17 protein-coding genes are annotated in these 21167 nt (G+C 76.0%); 4 read left to right on the plus strand and 13 right to left on the minus strand.

What is annotated here, in order from left to right; translation table 11 throughout:
- Positions 1-203: 203 nt before the first annotated feature.
- On the plus strand, positions 204-2393 hold the full coding sequence (locus PATMI_RS32620; protein WP_036726297.1) for a hypothetical protein: 2190 nt from the start codon (positions 204-206) through the stop codon (positions 2391-2393).
- A 187-nt stretch (positions 2394-2580) separates the two neighbouring features.
- Here the strand turns inward: PATMI_RS32620 and PATMI_RS0122820 are convergent, their stop codons facing one another.
- From PATMI_RS0122820 to PATMI_RS32630, 5 genes are all read right to left on the minus strand, one after another.
- Positions 2581-3375 (minus strand): SDR family NAD(P)-dependent oxidoreductase, encoded by a 795-nt coding sequence (locus PATMI_RS0122820; protein WP_026912581.1) that lies wholly within the window; start codon positions 3373-3375, stop codon positions 2581-2583.
- Between the two features lie 87 nt (positions 3376-3462).
- Positions 3463-4374 carry a type I pantothenate kinase gene (locus PATMI_RS32625; protein WP_051472181.1) on the minus strand — a complete coding sequence of 304 codons (912 nt, stop codon included), beginning with the start codon at positions 4372-4374 and terminating at the stop codon, positions 3463-3465.
- A gap of 146 nt (positions 4375-4520) precedes the next feature.
- Positions 4521-6353: a translation elongation factor 4 gene (gene lepA, locus PATMI_RS0122830; protein ID WP_026912582.1), complete on the minus strand. Its 1833-nt coding sequence runs from the start codon at positions 6351-6353 to the stop codon at positions 4521-4523.
- Positions 6354-6794: 441 nt separating this feature from the next.
- Positions 6795-7136 (minus strand): ArsR/SmtB family transcription factor, encoded by a 342-nt coding sequence (locus tag PATMI_RS0122835; protein WP_026912583.1) that lies wholly within the window; start codon positions 7134-7136, stop codon positions 6795-6797.
- A gap of 88 nt (positions 7137-7224) precedes the next feature.
- Positions 7225-7575 (minus strand): SRPBCC domain-containing protein, encoded by a 351-nt coding sequence (locus PATMI_RS32630; RefSeq protein ID WP_051472182.1) that lies wholly within the window; start codon positions 7573-7575, stop codon positions 7225-7227.
- Between the two features lie 193 nt (positions 7576-7768).
- Between PATMI_RS32630 and gad the strand changes: the two genes are divergently transcribed.
- Positions 7769-9232 carry a glutamate decarboxylase gene (gad, locus tag PATMI_RS0122845; RefSeq protein WP_026912584.1) on the plus strand — a complete coding sequence of 488 codons (1464 nt, stop codon included), beginning with the start codon at positions 7769-7771 and terminating at the stop codon, positions 9230-9232.
- 108 nt (positions 9233-9340) lie between these two features.
- Here gad and PATMI_RS0122850 read toward each other — a convergent pair whose 3' ends face one another.
- Both PATMI_RS0122850 and murJ read right to left on the minus strand, forming a co-directional pair.
- On the minus strand, positions 9341-9595 hold the full coding sequence (locus PATMI_RS0122850) for a hypothetical protein (RefSeq protein ID WP_026912585.1): 255 nt from the start codon (positions 9593-9595) through the stop codon (positions 9341-9343).
- 137 nt (positions 9596-9732) lie between these two features.
- Positions 9733-12492 carry a murein biosynthesis integral membrane protein MurJ gene (gene murJ / locus PATMI_RS0122855; RefSeq protein WP_026912586.1) on the minus strand — a complete coding sequence of 920 codons (2760 nt, stop codon included), beginning with the start codon at positions 12490-12492 and terminating at the stop codon, positions 9733-9735.
- Positions 12493-12614: 122 nt separating this feature from the next.
- Here murJ and rpsT point away from each other — a divergent pair, with 122 nt between their 5' ends.
- Positions 12615-12884: a 30S ribosomal protein S20 gene (rpsT, locus tag PATMI_RS0122860; protein ID WP_026912587.1), complete on the plus strand. Its 270-nt coding sequence runs from the start codon at positions 12615-12617 to the stop codon at positions 12882-12884.
- Between the two features lie 161 nt (positions 12885-13045).
- A complete protein-coding gene (locus tag PATMI_RS32635) occupies positions 13046-13792 on the plus strand; it encodes a tyrosine-protein phosphatase (protein ID WP_051472183.1) in 747 nt (248 codons plus the stop codon).
- Between the two features lie 20 nt (positions 13793-13812).
- Here PATMI_RS32635 and PATMI_RS0122870 read toward each other — a convergent pair whose 3' ends face one another.
- The 6 genes from PATMI_RS0122870 to PATMI_RS32645 all read right to left on the minus strand — a co-directional run.
- Positions 13813-14388 (minus strand): hypothetical protein, encoded by a 576-nt coding sequence (locus PATMI_RS0122870; protein ID WP_026912588.1) that lies wholly within the window; start codon positions 14386-14388, stop codon positions 13813-13815.
- A 165-nt stretch (positions 14389-14553) separates the two neighbouring features.
- Complete coding sequence (gene holA / locus PATMI_RS0122875; RefSeq protein ID WP_026912589.1) at positions 14554-15534, minus strand: DNA polymerase III subunit delta; 981 nt, start codon at positions 15532-15534, stop codon at positions 14554-14556.
- A 224-nt stretch (positions 15535-15758) separates the two neighbouring features.
- Positions 15759-16022 (minus strand): hypothetical protein, encoded by a 264-nt coding sequence (locus PATMI_RS36975; RefSeq protein WP_157260925.1) that lies wholly within the window; start codon positions 16020-16022, stop codon positions 15759-15761.
- Positions 16023-16527: 505 nt separating this feature from the next.
- Complete coding sequence (locus PATMI_RS0122885) at positions 16528-19089, minus strand: ComEC/Rec2 family competence protein (protein ID WP_026912591.1); 2562 nt, start codon at positions 19087-19089, stop codon at positions 16528-16530.
- Entirely contained in the window at positions 19086-19829 is a 744-nt protein-coding gene (locus PATMI_RS35345) for a ComEA family DNA-binding protein (protein WP_157260926.1), read from the minus strand. The genes PATMI_RS0122885 and PATMI_RS35345 overlap by 4 nt, the downstream gene beginning before the upstream one ends.
- A gap of 580 nt (positions 19830-20409) precedes the next feature.
- Positions 20410-21167 (minus strand): class I tRNA ligase family protein (locus tag PATMI_RS32645; protein ID WP_036726301.1); only part of this gene is annotated, 758 nt, incomplete at its 5' end.

Below are 21167 nucleotides of genomic sequence, written 5' to 3' on the forward strand. Positions count from 1 at the left end.
GACGCCCTCGGGCGGAGCACCCATCCCACGGACGTCGGGTGGGCGGCGCGGTGCGCACGACGCCGGCGGGGAGTTCCCCGATGTGCCGCGGGCGTCGTGACCGCAGGATCGTCCGCGTGCCCCCGCCCGCCCCGTCCGCGACCACCCGGCGCCCGCCCGCCGGTGACGCACGTCGTCGGGGCGATGCGACACCATGCGCGGTCGTGCACGCGTCACCCCCCGTCCGCCGCGCCCTGGCCCCGCTCCTCGCCGTCGTCCTCCTCGCCGCCTCGCCCGCCTTGGCCGGCGCCGCGGTCGTGGACGGTGATCCGGCCCCCGCCGGCGCCGCCGCCGAGATCGACGCACCGACCGGGACGGGCACCGCCGCGACGCCGCGGTCGGAGATCGACCCCACGGAGCCGAGCGCCCCGGGGACGGCCGATCCCGGCGCCCTGGCCACCGGCGAGGCCCGGCTGCAGGCCGCCGACCCGGGCGACCTGTGGGCCGTCGCCGACGCCGCGACCACCCCGATCGACGGGCTGTGGAACGCCGACCAGGGCGCCTACGTCGTCGCCGGCGTCGCACGCGCCCGCCTGAACGCCGAGATGCTCCTCGTGCACTCCTACGCGGCGCTCGCGGGCCGGACGGGCACCGACGCGCACCCCGAGCGGATCGAGCCGCTCGTGAAGCTCCTCACCGGCCCGATGTACGTCCCGACGCTGAACGGCAAGGTCGCCCCCGCTCCGGCGCCGGGCCACAGCGTGACGATCCACGCCCCGGGGTTCGCGGACCCGGTCGGCGGGCTCGTGTCGATGCACCAGGCCCTCGACGCCGTCGCCGCCCGCGCGCTCGCGGCCGCTTGGCGGGCCCGCGACATCGCCGGCCTGTCGCAGGAGTCCCGCGACCTGATCGTCGACCGCGTCCGCGCCGTCGCGCGCTCGCCGTTCTGGCGTTCGCCCTCGCGCCTGCTCAACCAGATCAACTGGAGCGCCGACCTCTACGCCGCCGACGCGACCGTCACCGGCGACCCGATGCTCCTGCGCCGCGACTACCGCGACCAGCTGATCTGGTTCGCCGAGCACGCGCGGAAGACGGCCTACCCGGGCGGGTCGCCGAACCTCGGCACCGGCGGGGCCTTCCACTACCTGCCGCAGCGCCGTGCCGACAACGCCACGAATCGCTCCGACACCGCCGAGTACGCGAACATCACGCTCGGCGCGCTCGCCTACCTCGACCAGGCACGCGCCGCGGGGATGGGCCAGCTGCCCAAGCGCGTCCGCGACACGCTGCGCGGCTGGGTCCGCCGGACCGCCTGGGGCGACTGGTCGACGAGCGGCTACCTGAACTGGGACTCCGGCAAGGGCCTGTCGCGCCTGCACCTGACGCAGTACTGGCTGCTCGCGCTCCGCGGGTTCGCCGCCGGCACGGAGGGCTCGACCGCGCAGGCGTACCTGCCGTCGCAGCAGGCCACGACGCGCTGGCTCGTCCGGCGCGCGGTGGCGACGTACCAGCAGCGCGCCGCCGCGGCCAGCTCCGTCGTGCTGCCGGCCACCGCCTTCGGGCTCTCCGGCGGGCCGCTCGTGACGCCGACGTTCGACGGGCTGACCGGCACCGCGCGGTTCGCCTCGACGTTGGCTGAGATGGCCGACCGCGGGCTCGCCAGCCCGGCGGACACCGGCGCGGACCTCCAGCAGCTGCCCGACGCCGTCACGAACGACGCCGACATCGGTCGCACCGCCGTCACGACCTCGCGCTTCGCCACGGCGTTCCTCAAGCCGTGGTCGCCGCTGAAGGTCGGCGGCCTCGAGCCCGCGCGGCTGCTGGATTCGCGCGGCCGCGCACTGACCGGCGTCGGGGGCAGCGGCGACGGGGCGCTCGGGCTGCGGTTGCGCGCGGCGGGCAGGACGCTCGTCGACACCCAGCGCGGCGTCTACAAGGACACCCAGACCGTGATCGCGCCGGCGAGGAGCCGGCTGAACGTGGCGCGCACCATGGACGGTCCCGTGGCGCTGACCGGCACCGACAAGGCCGCGAGCGTCCGGCTGACGGTGAAGCACCGGGTGGCCTCGACGAGCATCCGCACGACGTACGTCGTGCGGAACCTGCGGAAGGAGACGATCTCCGCCCAGCTGCGGATCCCGACCTACGGCTCCGGCGACGCCGGCTCGCTGAAGGTCGGCCAGCGGATCGGACCCGCGGCGCTCTCGCGGCTCCTGACCGTCGTGACCCCGACGGGGAGCCGCTTCCAGGTGCGGTTCAAGGGCCTGCCCCCCAAGGCGCGGGGCGAGGTCGTCGCCGTCGCACCGCAGAACGGCAACCCCACCCCGGGGCCGCAGCTCGTCGTGCTCGTCACGCTGCCCGCGAAGCGGACCACGACGATCGAGCGCACGATCGTCGTGCCGTCGGCCGGCTGACCGGCAGGGGACCCCGCTGGTCGCGCGCCGGGGGCGATGCCGGGCCGTGGGGCGTGGGCCGCGGCGGGCACGGACGGGGCGCGCCCGGGCGAGGCGAGCACGGGCTGGGCGGGCCCGGACGAGGCGAGCACGGGCGGAGCGTGCGCCGGTGCGGTCGTTCGCCGCGGCGGGGGCGGCGGACGCGCGGTCAGACGATCGTCGCGACCGAGCCGCCGTCCGCCGACCAGGCGCCGCCCGTCGCGAACCCGGCCCGCGGGGAGGCCAGCAGGACGACGACGTCGGCGATCTCCTCGGGCGTGCCGAAACGACCGAGCGGGACGCGGGAGCGCGAGCCGTCCAGCGCCTCCTCGCGGGTCGTCCCGCGGCGCGCCGCCGCCTGGTCGGCCAGGCCGCCGTCCGCGAGCCACATCTCGCTGTCGATCGGCCCCGGCGCGACCGCGTTGACCCGCACCCCGCGCGGGGCGAGCTGCTGCGCCCACGCGCGCGACAGGGACAGCTGCGCGGCCTTGCCGACCGAGTAGGCCATGTTGCTCGCCGACGGCCGCTTGCCCGACGACGAGGAGATCAGCACGACGCGGCCGCCTCCCGGCGCCGCGGCCAGGTCGTCCTGCGCCGCGAGCAGCAGCCCGTGGGGGCCCAGGACGTTCAGGCGCCACTGGAGCTCCCAGTCCTCGGGCGTCAGGTCCTCCGGCGGCGCGTCGCGGGTGGCGCCGGCGGCGAGCACCAGGCCGTCGATGCGTCCGTGGGCGTCGCGGCAGGCCGCGGCGATCGCGGCACCGCCGTCGGGGTCGGAGGCGTCGGCGGCGAGGGTGGCATGCGGACCGCCGGGCAGCGCCGCCCGGGTCCGGTCGAGGCCGTCCTGCCCGCGGGCGACGAGGAGGAGTCGCGCGCCCTCCTCCGCGAGCTGCGACGCGACCGCGCGGCCGATGCCGCTGGTGGCGCCCGTGACGACGATCGCGTGGCCGGTCAGTCCGAGGTCCATGGGGTGATGGTCGCAAGGCCGGGGCTGGTCCCGGTGCGTCCCACGACATCGGCCCGGCGCGCGCTGCCCGAGCGGCGGTCGACCGGGTCAGGGCGTCCGGACCAGCACGCGCTCGACGCGGTGGTCGGCTCCCTTCTCGAGCACGACGTCGGCGTGCTCGAGGGTCGGCAGGACGTGCTCGCGGACGTTGGGGGCGTTCGTCGTCTCCCAGACCCGCAGGGCCAGGGCGTCGGCGTCCTCGTCCGGCATCTCCGCGATGCGGTGCAGCAGCGCGCCCGGGTCGTCCGCCGCCGCGCCCCGCCAGGCACGGAAGCGCTCGAGATACCAGGCGCGGGCGTCGTCCTCGGCCGCGTCGACGTACACGCCCAGGTCGACGAGATCCCGGACCTCCGGCGACAGCGCGCCGAGGCCCTCGAGGACGAGCACCGCGGGACGGTCGACCCGGACGGTGCGGTCGGGGTCGCGGTCCTGGATCCGGTGGGCGTAGACGGGGGCGTCGACGGGCGGACCGCCGGCGCGCACCGCGCTCAGGAGCGCGCGCAGGCCGTCGTGGTCGTAGCTCTCGGGGAAGCCCTTGCGCGCCGTCAGGTCGTCGGCCTCGAGCTCCGCGTTGGTGCGGAGGTACCCGTCGACGGAGACGACCACGACCGGCCCGCCGACCTCGGCGGGCAGCAGCTCGGCCAGGAGCCGGGCGATCGTGCTCTTGCCGGCCGCCACGCCGCCGGCCACGCCGAGCACCCAACCGCCGTCGGGCGCCGCGTCGCCCGCGAGTGCCGGGTGCAGCGCCGCGAGCCGTCCGCGGAGCTCGAGGTCGGCGGCGCGCCGGAGCGCGGCCAGCCGGGCCATCGGGAGCACGACCTCGTCCCGCTCGGCGTCCGCGACCTGCGCGTCGTCCGCCCACGTGGGCACGGCGTCCGGGTCCGTGGTCGGGCGTGCGGGCCCGTCGGCCGCGCCGATCCCGGCCCAGGTCGCGCGCGTCAGGACGGCCCGGGAGGACATGCCGGACATCGTGGCACCTCAGGTGCCGGGGCCCGGCCGGTGTGGCGCGCGGCCCGGTCCGGGCCGCGCGGCCGCGGCCAGGGTCGCACGGCCGCGGTCAGGGTCGCACGGCGGTCGGCGGCCGCGTGCCCTACCGTCCCCGCGTCCTAGGCGTCGCCGAGCTCCAGCACCGCGAGGAAGGCCTCCTGGGGCACCTCGACGTTGCCGACCTGCTTCATGCGCTTCTTGCCGACCTTCTGCTTCTGGAGCAGCTTCTTCTTCCGCGAGATGTCGCCGCCGTAGAGCTTCTCGGTGACGTCCTTGCGGTACGCCTTGACGGTCTCGCGGGAGACGACCCGAGCGCCGATGGCGGCCTGGATCGGCACGTCGTACTGCTGACGCGGGATCTTCTCCTTGAGCTTCTCCGTGAACTTCTTGCCCATCTCCTGCGCCTTCGTGCGGTGCACGAGGAGCGAGAGGGCGTCGACGGGCTCGCCGGAGAGCAGGATGTCGAGCTTGACGAGGTCGCTCTCGCGCAGACCGATCGGCTCGTAGTCGAACGACGCGTAGCCGCGGGTGCGCGACTTCAGCTGGTCGAAGAAGTCCAGGACGATCTCGACGAGCGGGACGTCGTAGGTCAGCTGCACGCGGTCGGCGGAGATGTACTGCATCCCCTGGTGCTCGCCGCGCTTCTCCTGGCAGAGCTCCATCGTCGTGCCGACGTACTCGGTCGGCGTGAGGACGTTGAGCTTCACGAACGGCTCGCTGACCTTCTTGATGAAGGTCGGGTCCGGATAGGCCGACGGGCTGTGGATCTCCTGGATCGTGCCGTCCTGGAGCTCCAGCTCGAAGCCCACCGAGGGCATCGTCGCGATCAGGTCGAGGTCGTACTCGCGCTCGAGGCGCTCGCGGACGATGTCCATGTGCAGCAGGCCGAGGAAGCCGATGCGGAAGCCGAAGCCCAGGGCGTCGGACGTCTCGGGCTCCCACGCCAGCGCGGCGTCGTTGAGGGACAGCTTCTCGAGCGCGTCGCGCATGTCCGGGTACTGCGCGTTGTCCGTCGGGAACAGGCCGCAGAAGACCATCGGCAGGATCTCGCGGTAGCCCGGGAGCGCCTCCTCGGCGGGCACGAGCTTCTCGCCCTGGCCGCGGACGCCGGAGCGGTGGGTCAGCGTGTCGCCGACCCTGAGCAGCATGACGTCCTTGATGCCCGTGATGACGTAGCCGACCTCGCCGGGCCCGAGCTCCGTGATCGGCACCATCTGCGGCGAGAAGATGCCGAGCTCGTCGACGTCGGCCTCGGTCTCGGCCGCCATCGCGCGGATCTTGTCGCCCTTCTTGAACACGCCGTCGACCACCCGGATGTAGGCGACGACGCCGCGGTACTGGTCGAACTCGGAGTCGAAGATCAGCGCGCGGGCCGGGGCGTCGCGGTCGCCGTCCGGGGCGGGGACGGTCTGCACGAGCCGGTTGAGGACCGCGTCGACGCCCTCGCCGGTCTTGCCGGAGATCCGCAGGATCGAGTCGGCGTCGTCGCCCAGGAGCTCCGCGACCTCGGCCCCGACGCGCTCGGGCTCGGCGCCGGGCAGGTCGATCTTGTTCAGGCACGGGATGATCTCGAGCCCGGCCTCGACGGCCAGGTACGTGTTCGCGAGCGTCTGCGCCTCGACGCCCTGCGAGGCGTCGACGACCAGGAGCGCGCCCTCGCAGGCCTGCAGCGACCGGGAGACCTCGTACGTGAAGTCGACGTGCCCGGGGGTGTCGATCAGGTGGAACATGTACGTCTCGCCGTCGTCGGCGTCGAAGTACACCCGCACGGCCTGCGACTTGATCGTGATCCCGCGCTCGCGCTCCAGCTCCATCGAGTCGAGCAGCTGGTCCTGCATGTCGCGGTCGGCGACGGTGTCGGTCAGCTCGAGGATGCGGTCCGCCAGCGTCGACTTGCCGTGGTCGATGTGGGCGATGATCGAGAAGTTGCGGATCTTGGACTGGTCGCTCATCAGGTCGACACAGGGTACGGGTGCGGCGGCGGAAGGCCCGTCGTGGTGCCGGGACGGGGGCCGGCGGGGGTCCGGACGGCGACGCTCGTCGCGGGCCGACGGGGCGGTCGACCGAGGCGACGGTGAGGCGTTCGGCGGCGGCGTCGGGCGCAGGAACGCACGCCATACGAGGCGGGACACGCGGCCGGCGTTCATCCCTGCGTGCAGGCCGCAGGAACGCGCGCCACGCGAGGCGGGACGCCTGGCCGGCGTTCATTCCTGCGCGCAGGCCGCAGGAACGCACGCCACACGACGGCTACGGGGCGGCGCACGAAGCCGCCGCCCTGCGGGTGGCTGGCTCCCACACCGTCACCACGGCAGGCATCGGCCCGCCCGGTTCTCACCCCGGTTCCCGGTCGTCCCGCTCCTCGGACGACCCGCCCGCGATCGTGCCGCCGGTCCTCAGCCCGACTCGGCCGCCTCCGCCAGCGCCTTCAGGCGCGCGAGCCGCGCGTCCCACGCAGCCGCGAGGGCCTCGAGGCGACGACCGGCGTCCTGCAGCGGCCGGGGGTCGACCCGGAAGCGCACCTCGCGTCCGACCTTCCGGGAGCCGACGAGGCCCGCCCGGTCCAGCACGCCCAGGTGCTTCGTCACCGCGACGCGGCTGACCGGGAGGGCGGCGGCGAGCGTCGTCGCCGTGCCCTCCCCCGCCTCGCCGAGCAGCCGCAGGACCTCCCAGCGGGTCGGGTCGGCGAGGGCGGCGAGCACCTCGGCGGGCGGGCCGTCGGTCGCGGTGGCGGTCACGGGGCCACCTCGGCTCCGGGGCGGACGGATCCGCCACGGCCCGGCCCGTGCGTCGGGTGTGCCGCTCGGTCGACGCGACGGACGGTCGTCATGCGGCCACGCGCGCGGCGTACTCCTCGAGCTCGCCGAGCTCGGAGGCCCATCCGCGGACGTTCCCGTCGAACGCCGTGGTCCGGGTCCCCTCGTCGGTCACCAGATCCGCGAAGCCCGTCTCGACCATCCGCAGCCGCGTCGCCGTGCCGCGCGGCTCCAGCGTGAACTCGACGAGCGTCGCGTGGCCGTCCTCGGGCTCCTCGCGCCACTTCGGCCCGTAGGCGTTCCAGCGGTACGAGAACCGCGTGTGCGGCTCGACGGTGACGACGCGCCCGATCGACGTGCCGTGCTCCCGCCACTCCAGGCGGTACAGCCCGCCAGGGCGCAGCTCGATCTCGGCGCCCACGCGCCATCGGACCGTCCCACCGGCCGACCACCCAACACGCCCGCCACCGTCCACGACCGATGCGCCATCGGCCCGCCCCGCAGGCCATCCGCGCATCGCTCACGCCGCCGCTCCGGACCGACCGATCGACGACCGACCCGTGCCGGCGCGCCAATCCGCCGCCGTCCGGGCCGCGCGGCCGTAGGGTCGCCCCATGGCCCTGCACCAGCCCAGCCGCGGTCCCCGGTCGCGCCGACCGACCCTCGCCGAGAACCCGCTGCACCGCCCCGGGACACCGCCGGTCCCGCGCGACGCGCTGCCGACCGGCTCGATGGATCCCCGGGCGGCGCAGCGGATCGTGCTCGACGAGCTGCTGCTCGACGGCAACGCGCGGCTGAACCTCGCCACGTTCGTCACGACGTGGATGGAGCCGGAGGCCGAGGCGCTGATGGCGTCGGTCTTCGACAAGAACATGATCGACAAGGACGAGTACCCGCAGACGGCGGAGCTCGAGGCCCGCTGCGTCGCGATGCTCGGCGGGCTCTGGAACGCGCCGCGCAAGGACGGCGGGGACACGAGCGGCCCGGAGTCGACCGCGGGCGCCACCACCGCCGTCGGCTGCTCGACCACCGGGTCCAGCGAGGCGGCGATGCTCGCCGGGCTCGCCCTGAAGCGCCGCTGGGAGGCCCGCCGGCGCGACGCCGGCGAGCCGATCGACCGGCCGAACATCGTCATGGGCGCGAACGTCCAGGTCTGCTGGGACAAGTTCGCGCGCTACTGGGACGTCGAGCCGCGCCTCGTGCCGATGGAGGGCGACCGCTTCCACCTCGACGCCGAGACCGCCGTGGCCCGGTGCGACGAGCGGACGATCGGCGTCGTCGGGATCCTCGGCTCGACGTTCGACGGGTCCTACGAGCCGATCGCGGACATCGCCGCGGCGCTCGACGACCTCCAGTCGCGCACCGGCCTCGACGTGCCGCTCCACGTCGACGCGGCGTCGGGCGGATTCATCGCGCCGTTCCTCGACGAGGACCTCGTCTGGGACTTCCGCCTCCCCCGCGTCGCGTCGATCAACGCGTCGGGCCACAAGTTCGGGCTCGTCTACCCGGGCGTCGGCTGGGCGCTGTGGCGCGACGAGCAGGCGCTGCCCGAGGAGCTCGTCTTCCACGTCAGCTACCTCGGCGGCGACATGCCGACGTTCGCGCTGAACTTCAGCCGGCCCGGCGCCCAGGTGGTCGCCCAGTACTTCCAGTTCCTGCGCCTCGGGATGGACGGCTACCGGCGGGTCCAGCAGGGCTCGCGCGACACCGCGACGCGCCTGGCCGACGGGCTCGAGGCGACAGGCGCCTTCCGGGCCCTGACCCGCGGCGACGAGCTCCCGGTGTTCGCGGTCACGCTCGCCGACGACGTCGACCAGTTCTCCGTCTACGACGTGTCGGCGACTCTGCGCGAGCGCGGCTGGCTCGTCCCGGCGTACCCGTTCGTCGAGGCCCGCGACGACCTCCACGTGCTGCGCGTCGTCGTCCGCAACGGCTTCAGCGACGACCTCGGCGACCTGCTGCTCGCCGACGTCGACCGCGCCCTGCACCGGCTGACGAAACAGCCCGCGCCGCTGCGCGGGGTCGAGCACGCCGACTTCTCGCACGGCACGCCGAAGCGGGGCGTGCGGACGGACTGACGGCGCCCGGCCCCGAGCTCGATCGGAGCGGATCGTCTCCGGGGCGGACGGCCCCCGGCGCGCCACCCGGTGCGACGAACGCGGCCCCGCGTCAGGGGCCGGCCGGACTCAGGCCGAGACCGACGGGTCCTCCGGGTCGGGATCGGCCACCGGCGTCGGGGTCGACACGTTGTCGGGGTCGTCGTCCGCGTGCCCAGACGGCGGCGGCGGGGTCGCGCGACCGCTGTCGTCGTGCTTCCCGGGGCGCTCGGACGACTCCCCATCGTGCCGGTTGGGGAGCGGGACCTCTCGGCCGGTGTCGGGTGTGGGGACCTCGGCCCGCTCGTCGGGCTCCACGGGGTCGCTCGGGCTGTCGAAGGTCATGGCGGGTGGCTACCCGCGGTCCGGCGGCAGGAACCCGGGAGCGGCGACGGCCCGTGCACACCGGGCGGAGGCGCCGACGGGCCCGCCCGGACCGGACCGGCGACCTGCGGAGCCCGCGAACGCCGTGGTCGACCCGGTCAGTCGCGACGCTTGCGCTTCCCGCGCCTGGGACCCGATCCGCCGCCCTCGCGGCGCCGGCGGGCGCGCTCGGCGATGCGCTCCAGGGCCTCCTCGCGGGCCTCGATCATCCGGCGGGCCTCGGCGCGCTGGGCCGCGCGACGCTGCTGCTCCGGCGTCAGGCCGCCCTCGGGGCGCTCGACCCCGTAGGCCTCGAGGCGGGACGCCCCGACCTCGTCCTCCCACGCCGGCTCGGAGTACGGGTCGGCGGTCCCGTGCTGCTCGACCCCGGGCCACGGGACGTCGAGCGTCTCGCCGCCGCGCTGGCCGATCGTGGGCCAGTCGCGGGCGGCGTCGTACAGGTCCGGTGCCGGGGCGCCCGGGTCGGCCGGCGGCGCACCGGGGCCGGACGCGCCGGTGGGGGCTCCCGGGACGGGCTCGCCGACCCGGGGCGCGCCCGGCGACGGCGTGCCGGGGTCGACGGGCGCCGCGGGGTGGATCAGGCGGCGGGAGACCTCCGTCCCCCCGGACCGCGTGGCGGGATCAGCAGGATCGAACGGCGCCGGCGCTCCGGCGTCCGGGCGGCGGCGGCCGGCACCACGGCCGCGCGGGCCGACCACGCCGGGCGACGTCGGAGCCCCGCCCGGTCCGGCGGAGCCCGCGGACGGGTCGGGCCCCGGACGCCCGGCGTCCGACGGCGTCGCGCCGGAATCATGCGGTCGCCCGGCGTCGACCCGTGGAGCGCCGGCACCGCCGGGGCCCACCGCGCCGGTCCGCCCGCCCGCAGCCCCGCCGGATCGTCCGCGCGTCGCCCCGCCCGACCGACCCCCGGCCCGTGCCGCACCGGCGCGACCGGGCCCGCCGACCGCCGGTCCGGCGACCGCGACGGCGGGGCCCGCGGGCACCATCCCGACGAGCAGGCGCGAGAGGGCGACCGCCAACGCGGTCGGCAGGCGCAGCGGCCACGCGAGGATCCGCAGCACGGTCCCGACGGCGTCGCCGGTCGTGCGGGCGACGGAGCTGCCGGACGCGGCCACGAGCGTCCGCACGCCGGGGAGCCGGAGCAGCGGGCCCTGCACGCGGGCCCACAGGCGGACGAACCGGGCCCCCGCCTGCTCGAGCTCGCGGAGCCCGAGGTCGCGGGCCAGTCCGACGTAGACGACGCCGCCCGCGACGATGCCGATGCCGAGGTAGACCATGGTCACGATCGACGAGGCCGCGCCGTCGGCCAGCGCGTCGGTCGCGATCTGGCCGATCAGGACGACACCGGTCGCCGCGAGGACGGCGAGCACGGACGCCACCAGCACCTGCAGCAGCGAGCGCAGCACGGGCAGCAGCCCGAGGGGTCCTCCGGTCTCCTTGCGCAGGAGCCGGATCTGCAGGCCGACGAGGACGACGTTGCCGACGAACGTGCCGATCACGATGCCCGCGATCCCGAGCGGGCGGTACAGGGCGACCGACACCGCTACGTTGGCCACGAGGCTGCCCATCGCGAGGCCGGTGTTCGCCCACGGGCGCTGGAGCGCGAAGAACGTGCGGGAGAGCAGGAGGCTCACGCCGTTGAGCGCGAGGCTGATGCCGAGCCAGACGAGCGCCGTCGTCGCGGTGTCGGTGTTCGCGTCCGTCCACTTGCCGCGCTGGAAGAGCGTCTCGATGATGTCGTGCGAGATCACCGGGCTGGCGAACAGCAGGCCGATCGGGACGAGCAGCACGAGGATCTGGGCCATGCCGTTGCCGAGGAGCCCGCGCAGCTGGGCATCGTCCCGCCGCGCGACGGCGCGGCTGAGGACGGGGAACAGGACCGTGACGATCGCGACGCTGAAGATGCCCTGGGGCAGCATGTACAGGCGGAACGCGGCCTCGATCGCGCGAGGCCCGTCGTCGGACACGTGCGACGCCAGGATCGAGTCGATCAGCGCGCTGAAGTTGATGAGCCCCAGGCTGATCGCCACGGGGACCATCAGCACGAGCACCTGGCGCAGCCGGGGGTCGTGGATGTTCACCTTCGGCACGAGCCGTATGCCGTACCGCCGGAGCACCGGGACGGCCATCATCAGCTGCGCCCCCGTCCCGACGAGGATGCCGACCGCCTGCGCGTAGATCCCGTGCGCCGAGTCCGCGCCGCCGAACGCCGGCAGCAGCGCCAGGTTGACGACGATGATCACGAAGTTCCAGACCAGCGGCGAGAGCGCCGGGATGGTGAAGTGGTCGTACGCGTTCAGGGCCCCGACGAACAGCCCGTTCAGGCCGAGGAGGAGCACCGTCGGCAGCATCACCTGCGACAGGCCGACGGTCAGGCCGTTCCCGCCGGACCCGAGGTCCCGCGTCACCTCGTCGCCGACGAAGAGCGGCATGTAGAGCGGCGCGGTCAGCATCGCGACGCCGACGAGCAGCGCCAGCCCGGCCAGGAGCACCCAGAAGAGCGTCGAGAGCAGCAGCAGCGCCTCGCGCTTCTTCTTCTTCTCGAGCAGCTCCGTGAAGACCGGGACGAACGCGGCCGACAGCGCCATGTCCGCGAACAGGGCGCGCAGGAGGTTCGGGACCGCGAAGGCGATCGTGAACGCCGACGCCGCCCCGCCCGCGCCGTAGAGCGCGTTGGAGAAGATCTCGCGGATCAGGCCGGCGACCCGGGACAGGCCGGTCGCGACCGAGAAGATGATCGTGTTGCGGGCCCGGCCGGACGCGCTGCCCGACTCCGGGATCACGCCCTCGGCACCGCCGCCCTCGGGATCCGGGTCGCCGGGAACCGCGGCGTGGGGTCGTGGGCGGGACGCGGGCACCGGTGCGGCATCCTATGCCCCGCGTCGGCCGTCCGGCGGTGCTGACGGCGACGCGCCACGTGCGACCGGCGGACCCGCCACGCACGATCATGAGGGCCGGCGCTACTATCCCGGGTCGGCTTATGGCAAACATCGCATCGCAGAAGAAGCGCATCCTCCGTTCCGAGCGCGAGCGCCTCGAGAACCGTCGCTACACGTCGGCCCTCAAGACGCAGCTCCGTCACCTGGAGGCCGCGGTGAAGGCCGGCGACTCCGCCGAGATCGAGACCGCCCAGCGCAAGTACACGAGCCTGGTCGGCAAGGCCGTCAAGGCCGGCGCCCTGCACCGCAACACCGGGTCGCGCAAGATCGCCGGGGCCGCCCGCCTCGTCAAGGCCGCCGCGGCCGCCTGATCCCCGCGGGCCGAGCGGCCCGCGCGCAGCACCGAAGCACCGCAGAACGGCTCGTCGACGACGGGCCGTTTCGTCGTGCGGGCCGCGGGTTGTCGGGTTCCCCAGGCGACGTCACCGACTCGTCTCGCGATCCGGTCGGCGATCGGTCATCGTCCGAGGACGTGCCCCGCCTCCCCGCCCCCGTCCCCTCCGACCTCGTCGACGCGACCGGGCTCGCCGCCGTCCCCGGCACCGTCAACTTCCGCTCCATCGGCCCCGTCGACCGGGTGCCGCTGGGCGTCATCTGGCGTTCCGACGGCCTCACCGAGCTGGGCACCGAGGGGCGCGCGGTCCTGGCCGAGCTCGGGATCCGCACGATCGTCGACCTCCGGCAGGAGATCGAGCAGGAGCAGCACCCCGACGACCTCGACGGGCTCGACGTCGCGTTCCGGTCGGTCCCGGTGATCGGCCCCGGCATGGACATCGAGTCGATCACGGGCGTCGACGACCTCTACCTGATGATCATCGAGCAGCGCGGCGAGCGGCTCGCCGCCGCCGTCCGCGCGCTCGCCGCCCCCGACGCGCTGCCGGCCGTCGTCCACTGCGCGGCCGGCAAGGACCGCACCGGCCTCGTCGCCGCGCTGGTGCTGTCGATCGCCGGGGTCCCCGACGACGTGATCGCCGTCGACTACGCCCGGACCGCCGAGCTCCTGGTCGGCGAGGCCCTGGAGGAGATCCACCGCCGCGCGATCCAGGCGGGCCTCACCGAGCAGAAGATGGCCGCCGCCATGACGGCCCCCGCCGCCGCGATGACGAAGACCCTCGCGCACTTCACCGACGCCCACGGCGGAACGGAGGCGTTCCTGCGTTCGCACGGCGTGACGGACGAGGAGCTCGACCGGCTGCGGGACGCGCTGCGCCAGGACTGACGGCGGCTCGGGGGCGGGCCTCAGGCCGAGAGGCCGCCCGGGGCGGCGCCCCCGCCGCCGCCCGGCCCGAGCAGCGTGCGGCACGACGGGGCGGACGTCGAGAGCGTCGCCGGGAAGAGGTCCACCGGCAGGGCGCGGCCGGCGTCCTCGGACGAACGCCGGACGCGGGCGTACGTCTCCGGCGTCGGGTCGCGCGCGAGCTCGACGGTGTTGCGGTGCAGCGTCGCCGTGAGCCCGGGCGTGACGGCCCGCAGCCCGCGGCGCAGCGCCCGGTACTCCGGCTCGTCCGGGACGGTCAGGCGGGACAGCCGGTCGAGCTGGTGCCCCACGGTGTCGAGGTAGGTCCCGTACGACCGCAGGTACCGGCGGTCGCCGGCGGGCGTCCTGAGCCGCCGCGACCGGAGCTCGGTCGCGACCGTCCGGCGGGCGGCGACGAGGATGGCGCGGCAGCGTCGTTCGGCGCGCTTGGCGTAGTCGGCGGGCGAGACCGCGACGGCCGCGGCGCGCCGGTCCGCGGGTGCGTCCCGGTCGTCCCCGCAGCCGGTCGTCGACGCGAGCGCGCCGAGGACCAGGAGGAGCACCACCGGCGCGCGCATCCACCGGACCCTACTCGCGGCGGGTGCCGGGCCGGACCGACCACCGGATCCCGGGACGCCGCGGGAACCGTCGGTCGGGGCGGGCATCGTCGGTCGGGGCGGGAACCGTCGGTCGGGGCGGGGCCTCGACCGCCTGGGACGACGTGTCCGTGGCGGGTGTCCCGGTCAGCGACGTGCGGTGACGGCGCCGATGACGCGGATCGCCTCGGTGTCCTGGTCCAGCAGGCTGTCGCCGCGGGCGGCGAGCTCGAGGGTCGCGATGCGGTTGACGGCCTGGGCGAGCGTCGCGACGCCGGCGTCCCGCGCCTCGACCAGGCGGCGGTCGAACTGCCAGGGCGACATCCGGACGGCCTTCGAGATCGCCTGGCGGTCCTCGCCGGCCTCCAGCCGCCGCGCCATCTCGAGCGCCTGGCGCATCCGGGACTGCAGCAGGCCGGTCAGGCGCGCGAGCTGCTCGCCCTGCGCGCGGAGGGCGAGGTACGACGCGACCGCCGCGTTCCGATCGCCGGCGACGATCGCGTCGACGAGCCCCCACACCTGCTGCTCGGCGGCGTCGGCGACGGCCCCTTCGACCTCGGCCGTCGAGAGGCGTGCGCCGGGCCCGTACTCGAGGGCGAGCTTCTCGAGCTCCCGTTCCAGGCGGACGCGGCGCTCGCCGACCTGCGAGACCAGTGCCTGCGCTCCGGCCCCGTCGAGCTCGAACCCGAGCTGCTGGGCCCGTTCCTTCGCCCAGCGCGGGAGCTGCGCGGCCTTCAGCGCGCCCTCGTGGACCTTGGCCCCGCCGAGCTTCTCGACCGCACCGGAGAGTGCCGCGGGGACCTGGAGCTTCTTGTCCTCCATGCCGACGAACGCGACCGTCGTGGTCGTGCCGTCGAGCACCTTCAGCACGGGGACGAGCCGGGCGGTGACCTCGTCGTCCTTCCACTTCTCGACCCCGTCGACGAGGACGAAGCGCCGCCCGAGCCCGAGCGTCATCGCCGACAGCGTGTCCGCGATCGCGGCGGGCGTGGCGGCGTCCCCGTCGAGGTGCTCGACGCCCTCGGCCCCGACCTCGGCCTCCGCCGTCGCCTTCAGCCGGGCGCGGCGCTCGGCGACCCGGTCGTGGTCGTCACCGTGGATCAGGTAGGCGGGCAGCCACGTGGTCATCGCGGCCAAGGGTAGGGGATGGGGCGCGGACGGCCGGGGTCGCAGGCGAGGCGGTCCCCGCACGGCGTGCCCGGGGCGGCGCGTCCCCGATCCGATACCTCACGGGTGCGCGATCAGGCACGCGGGCCGGCGCGGATCGCACGCGGCCGGCCCCGGGGCGGCGCGTTCCCGATCCGGTACCTCACGGGTACACGACCGAGAACGGCGCGGCCGCGCCGCGGGGGTCAGCCCCCGATGACCTGCCGGTAGCCGTGGACGACCTTCGCCTTGCCCTTCGTGCACGTGACCGTGCCGGTGATCTCGGTCGGTGCGTTCTGCCGCACCTCGCGGCACGCGTAGCCGGAGACCTTCTTCACGCAGCGACCGGCCGGGCCCGTCTTCGTGCGGCACGCGGTGAAGGCCTTCACGGTCTTGGCACCCGCCCCGCAGGTCGTCTTCGTGACCTTCAGGGACGTCACGGTGGTGCCGGTGCCCGGGAGCGCGGGCACGGTGCACGTCTTCGCGCCCGCCGCGGACGCCCCTCCGGGCGCGACGGCCAGGACCGCGACGACGCCCGCGAGTGCGACGCCTCCGAGCGCGCGCGACGCACGCCCACCGGTCCCGCGGCCGACACCCGCCCCGCGACCGCCGCTTGGGCGAACACGAGCGGCGGATGTACGGGCGGTGGAGGCGGTCGGGGCGGCGGTGGGCATGATCGGGCGACCGTACGGCCGCCGGGGCCGCGGGTCAACCGCCGCGTGGACGGCGTCTACGTCGATCTGCGTAGGAGCCGGCACGCCACCGCCGCGTCGAGGCCTGCGGCCGCGAGCTCGAGGCGCGCCACGTCGGAACGGTGCCGTCTCCACCCCGTCTCGGAGCCCAGCCCCGTCGAGATCAGCCCCGCTGCGTCGCGATCCGGCCGCCTTGCCGGAGATGGCCCGCGCCAACGTCACCGTCCGCCCGCGCCAACGTCGCCGCCCGCCCCGCCAACATCACCGCCCGCCCCCGCCAACGTCACGGCCCGCCCGCACCCCGCGTCGCCTCCACGCGCGGTCCGCCTGGTCCGCCCCGCACCCCGACGCTGCCGTTCCGGTCGGTGCGCCACAGCGGTACGCGCGCGGCCCGGACCGCGGCCACGGTCGGCGGGGCGGGATGGCCGTAGCCGTTGTGCGCGCCGACCTGGGCGATCGCCGCCCGCGGTCGGAGGTCCTCGAGGAGGCGGGGGACGTCGTCGTCGGCGCTGCCGTGGTGCGGGAGGACGAGCAGGTCGACCGGGCCGCCCGCGGCGCGCCGGAGCGGGATCCCCTCGCGGTCGCTGGGCACGAGGACCCGGAGCCCACCGACGACGGCCCGCACCACGAGCGCCCGGTCGTTGGGGTCCTCCCCCGCCGGCGTCGGCCCCTGACCGGCCGGCGGCCACCGGATCTCGGCACGCAGGTCGCCCGCCGCGACCACGAGGCCGGCCCGCCCCGGGACCACGCGTCCGCCGGCCGCGCGGACGGTCGCCGCGGCGGCCGCGGTCGGGGGATCCGGGTTGCCGCTGCGTCCGTCGACGAGGAGGCCCGGCCGCAGACGGCTCGCCACGGCGGGGGCGCCGCCGGTGTGGTCGGCCGCGGCGTGCGACAGGACGAGCGCGTCCAGGCGGGTGACGCCCTGCTCGGCCAGACGGTCGAGGACGCGGCCGTCGACGGGGCCCGCGTCGACCAGGATCGTCGCGTCGCCCTGCCGCAGCAACGTGGCGCTCCCCTGTCCGACGTCGAGGACGACGACCCCGTCACCGTCGAGCACCGGATGGCCGCCGGGACTACGGCGGGCACCGAGGACCGTCGCGAGCACGAGCCCGACGGCGACGAGGGCCACGGCGCCGATCCGGACCGGGCGCAGGCGGGAGAGCCGGAGGGCGCGCCGCCCCGGCCCGGTGCGCGCGGCCCGTCGGCGCGCGAGGTCCTGCCCACGCACGAGCCACGCGGGGCGCTGGACGACCACGAGCGCGGCGAGGAGCCCGAGGACGGGGACGAGCGCCGCACCGGGCCCCGGCCGGACGACCGCCCAGTCCGGTGACGCCGCCCAGGTCGCGACGCCGCCCGTCCAGTCCAGGAACGGCCCTGCCAGCCGGACGAGCCATCCCGTGACCGGCGCCCCCTCCGGTCCGAGCAGGCCGGCGAGCATCCCGAGCCACGTGACCGGGGCGACGACCGGCTCGACGACGAGGTTCGCGGGGAGGCTCGTCAGCGACACGTCTCCCACCCCCGCGGCGAGCACCGGCGCGGTCGCCAGCCCCGCGCCGAGCGGGACGGCCGCGGCGGCCCCGAGCCACGGCGGCCAGCCCGCCCGTCGAGCCGCCGCCGTGAGCGGCGGCGCGAGGACGAGCAGCCCGACGACCGCCGCGAAGCTCAGCTGCCAGCCGAGCTGCTCGGGCGAGAACGGATCCACCACCACCGTCGCGATCGCTGCGAGCAGCAGCGCCCACCAGCGGTCCGGGGCACGGCCGAGCCCGAGCGCCAGGAGCGTCAGCACCCCGGTCACCCCGGCGCGACGGATCGACGGTCCCCCGCCCGCCAGCGGCACGTACAGCGCGACCGCAAGCAGCGCCCACCCGATCCGCGCCGGACGCGACAGGCCGCAGAGCGCCGCGATCCCGATCGCGAGGGCCGCCACGAGCGCCACGTTCTGCCCGCTCGCGGCGACGAGGTGCGACAGCCCGCTGCGCCGGAAGCGCTCCTCCTCGTCGTCGGTGAACCCGTCGTCCTGCCCGAGGACCATCCCGCGCAGGAGGGCGGTGCGGGTGTCGGCGGCGGTGCGCGGAACGACGCCGGCGCCGCTGCCCTCCTCCGCGGGCCCCGGAGCAGGACCGCCTCCGCGGTCACCCGTCGACGGGACGGCGGCGGTGGGCCCGTCGTCGTCGCCGGGCGCGTTGCCGGCCCCCGGCGCGTCGTCGTCGCCCGGCGCGTTGCCGGCCCCCGGCGCGTTGTCGTCGCCCGGCGCGTAGCCGGCCCCCGGCGCGTTGCCGGCTCCCGGCGCGGTCAGCGCCCGCTCCGCCCGTTCCCGGAACCGGTCGATCGCGCCCCGCCAGCCGCCGCGTCTCCCCGCCGTCCCGACGATCTGCGCATCCAGGGTCAGCGCGATGCCGCGCGAGCGGGCACCGACCGCGCCCTCGCCGACCGGCCGCAGCCGACCACGGACGCGGATCAGCCGGCCGGGGACGAGGTCGGGCGCGGACGCCGCGACCGGCGTCCGCAGCTCGACCGTCGCGCCGCGCAACCGGACGGTCGTGCGCCAGCCGCCGCTGAGCGACCGGTCCGCCGTCTCGAGGACCTCCACCCGCTCCGACGGACCGACCGCGACGCCGCGCGCGAGCGGCGCCCGGGCCGTCCGCTCCGCGTCCGCCTGCCGCCACACCCCGACGGCAGCGGCGAGCAGCACCGCCGCCACCGCCGCGGTCGCCCAGCCCGTCCGCGGCTGGGTCGCCCACGCCACGGCCGCGAGCACGGGCAGCAGCGCCGGCCACCGCGGAGCGACCACGAGCGCCACCGCGATGCACGCCGCCAGGTGGTGCTGCGGCCAGCGGGCGGTCATCCCTCGAGCTGCGCCCGGATCGCCTCGAGCTTCTTGGCGCCGATCCCGGGGATCTCGTCGAGGTCGTCGACCCCCGACAGCCCGCCGCGCTCCTCGCGGAGCTTCACGATCTTCGCCGCGGTCGCCTCCCCCACCCCGTCGAGCGTCTGGAGCTCCTCGAGGGACGCGGTGTTGAGGTCGATCGGGGCACCGCCGCCGGGACCCTCCGCGCCGGCTGGCGCGCCGCCCTTCCCCGCCGACCCTCCGGCGACCCCTCGACCCGCCGCCACCGGGGCCTTCTGCGGCACGCGGACCTGCTGGCCGTCGCGCACCGGTGCCGCGAGGTTCAGCGCCTGCCGGTCGCCGTCCCCTGTCGGACCACCCGCGCGCCGGACGGCATCGTCCACCCGCGTCCCCTCCGGCAGGTCGTAGACGCCGGGTCGTCGGACCTCCCCGGTGACGTGGACCTTCACGCGCCCCGAGCCGCCGCCCAGGGTCGCGGTCGCCCCGCCGGACCCGCCGTCGGCCGCGCCCGACCCGCCGCTGCCGTCCGCGTTCCCCGACCCGGCACCGCCGCCACCGGACGACGAGCTCCCACGCGACCCGGCACCGAAGGACCCGCCCTTCGACGCCCCCGCCCCGGTCGCCCCACCCGCCCCGTCGCCGGCCGACGCGGAGACCGCCACGCGCGCGGCCATCGCCCCGAGCAGCGCGGCGACGACGGCCCCGAGGACGAGGCGCACCCAAGGACGATCCAGCACCCCGACGACGCTACGGCGAGGCGCGTTGCACAGGACCCCGAGAGCGTCGCGGGATCGTTCCGACTTCGCGCGGGCGACCGTGACCCTGCGGCGCTCAGGACCGGGGGCGACGGAGATCGGACGCAGGCGACGACTTCTGCGTTCTCGTCGCAGAGCGACGCCAACGCATCAACGGACGCGCCTCCCCCGACGATGCCACCCCGCGGAACGGGCCACTTCTGCGTTCTCGTCGCAGAGCGACGCCAACGCACCAACGGACGCGCCTCCGCCGACGACGCCACCCCGCGGAACGGGCCACTTCTGCGTTCTCGTCGCAGAGCGACGCGAACGCACCATCGGCCGGCCCTGCGCCATCAGCGGCGCCCCGTCCTGGCCGGCGGGCCCCGCTGCCGTGACTGCGTCGCCCCGAGCGCCGCCGACGACGCCGTCGCCAACGCCGGCGGGCGGCAGACGCCGCCGGATCAGCTCACGCACTCAGGGCCGGACGCCGCCGCCGGTGCCGCCGGGTCAGGTCACGCACCCGGGGCCGTTGCCGCCGCCGGGGCGGCGGGTGCCGCCGCCGACGCGGCCGGCCGGACGCCTACCGCACCACCACGTTGACGAGCTTCCCCGGGACGACGATCACCTTCACGACCGTCTTGCCCTCGAGGAACGGCTGCAGCTTCTCGCGGCCGAGCGCCAAGGACTCGAGCTCGTCCTTCGACGCGCCGGTCGGGGCCATCACGCGGTCGCGGACCTTGCCCTGGACCTGGACGACGAGCTCGAACTCGTCGCGCTCCAGGTAGCGCTGCTCGGCCTCGGGCCACGGCTGCTCCCAGACCCGGGTGCCCGTCAGGCGCTCGTAGGCCTCGGCGGTCAGGTGCGGCGCGAACGGCTGCAGGAGCGTGTTGGCGGTGGTCAGCGCGAAGCGGATCGCGGCCCAGGCCTCGGCGTCGGCGATCAGCGCGGCGTCGGTGTCCGCGGCCGTCGGGGAGACCGCGGCGTACCCGTCGCCCGCGCCGTCCGCGGCATCCCCCGCGTCGTTCGCGTTCGCGCCCTCGCGCGACGCCGCCCGCGCGGCGGCCGCCGTCGAAGCGCCCTCCGCGACGGCGTTCCGCCGCGACGACACCGCGTTGACGAGCTCCATCACCGCGGAGATCGCCGTGTTGAACGCGAAACGGCCGTCGAGGTCCTGCGTGACCTTGTCGATCGCCCAGTGCGCCTTGCGGACGAGCTCGAGGTCGTCGCCCTCGGGGGACTCCGGGGCCAGGATCCCCGCCACCACGGTGTTCGGCTCGGTCGCCGCGACGCCGGGATCGCGGTCGCCGGCGGCCTCGTCGCCCGGCCGTGCCGCGCCAC

This window comes from Patulibacter minatonensis DSM 18081 (genome assembly GCF_000519325.1).
GTDB lineage: Bacteria > Actinomycetota > Thermoleophilia > Solirubrobacterales > Solirubrobacteraceae > Patulibacter > Patulibacter minatonensis.

What these genes read in the sequence shown, in the direction of transcription:
- PATMI_RS32625 (WP_051472181.1), bottom strand. Translation starts at nt 4,374, where the DNA reads ATGTCCTCCCGGGCCGTCCTGACGCGCGCGACCTGGGCCGGGATCGGC.
- lepA (WP_026912582.1), bottom strand. Translation starts at nt 6,353, where the DNA reads ATGAGCGACCAGTCCAAGATCCGCAACTTCTCGATCATCGCCCACATC.
- PATMI_RS0122820 (WP_026912581.1), bottom strand. Translation starts at nt 3,375, where the DNA reads ATGGACCTCGGACTGACCGGCCACGCGATCGTCGTCACGGGCGCCACC.
- PATMI_RS0122850 (WP_026912585.1), bottom strand. Translation starts at nt 9,595, where the DNA reads ATGACCTTCGACAGCCCGAGCGACCCCGTGGAGCCCGACGAGCGGGCC.
- PATMI_RS0122885 (WP_026912591.1), bottom strand. Translation starts at nt 19,089, where the DNA reads ATGACCGCCCGCTGGCCGCAGCACCACCTGGCGGCGTGCATCGCGGTG.
- holA (WP_026912589.1), bottom strand. Translation starts at nt 15,534, where the DNA reads ATGACCACGTGGCTGCCCGCCTACCTGATCCACGGTGACGACCACGAC.
- rpsT (WP_026912587.1), top strand. Translation starts at nt 12,615, where the DNA reads ATGGCAAACATCGCATCGCAGAAGAAGCGCATCCTCCGTTCCGAGCGC.
- gad (WP_026912584.1), top strand. Translation starts at nt 7,769, where the DNA reads ATGGCCCTGCACCAGCCCAGCCGCGGTCCCCGGTCGCGCCGACCGACC.
- PATMI_RS0122870 (WP_026912588.1), bottom strand. Translation starts at nt 14,388, where the DNA reads ATGCGCGCGCCGGTGGTGCTCCTCCTGGTCCTCGGCGCGCTCGCGTCG.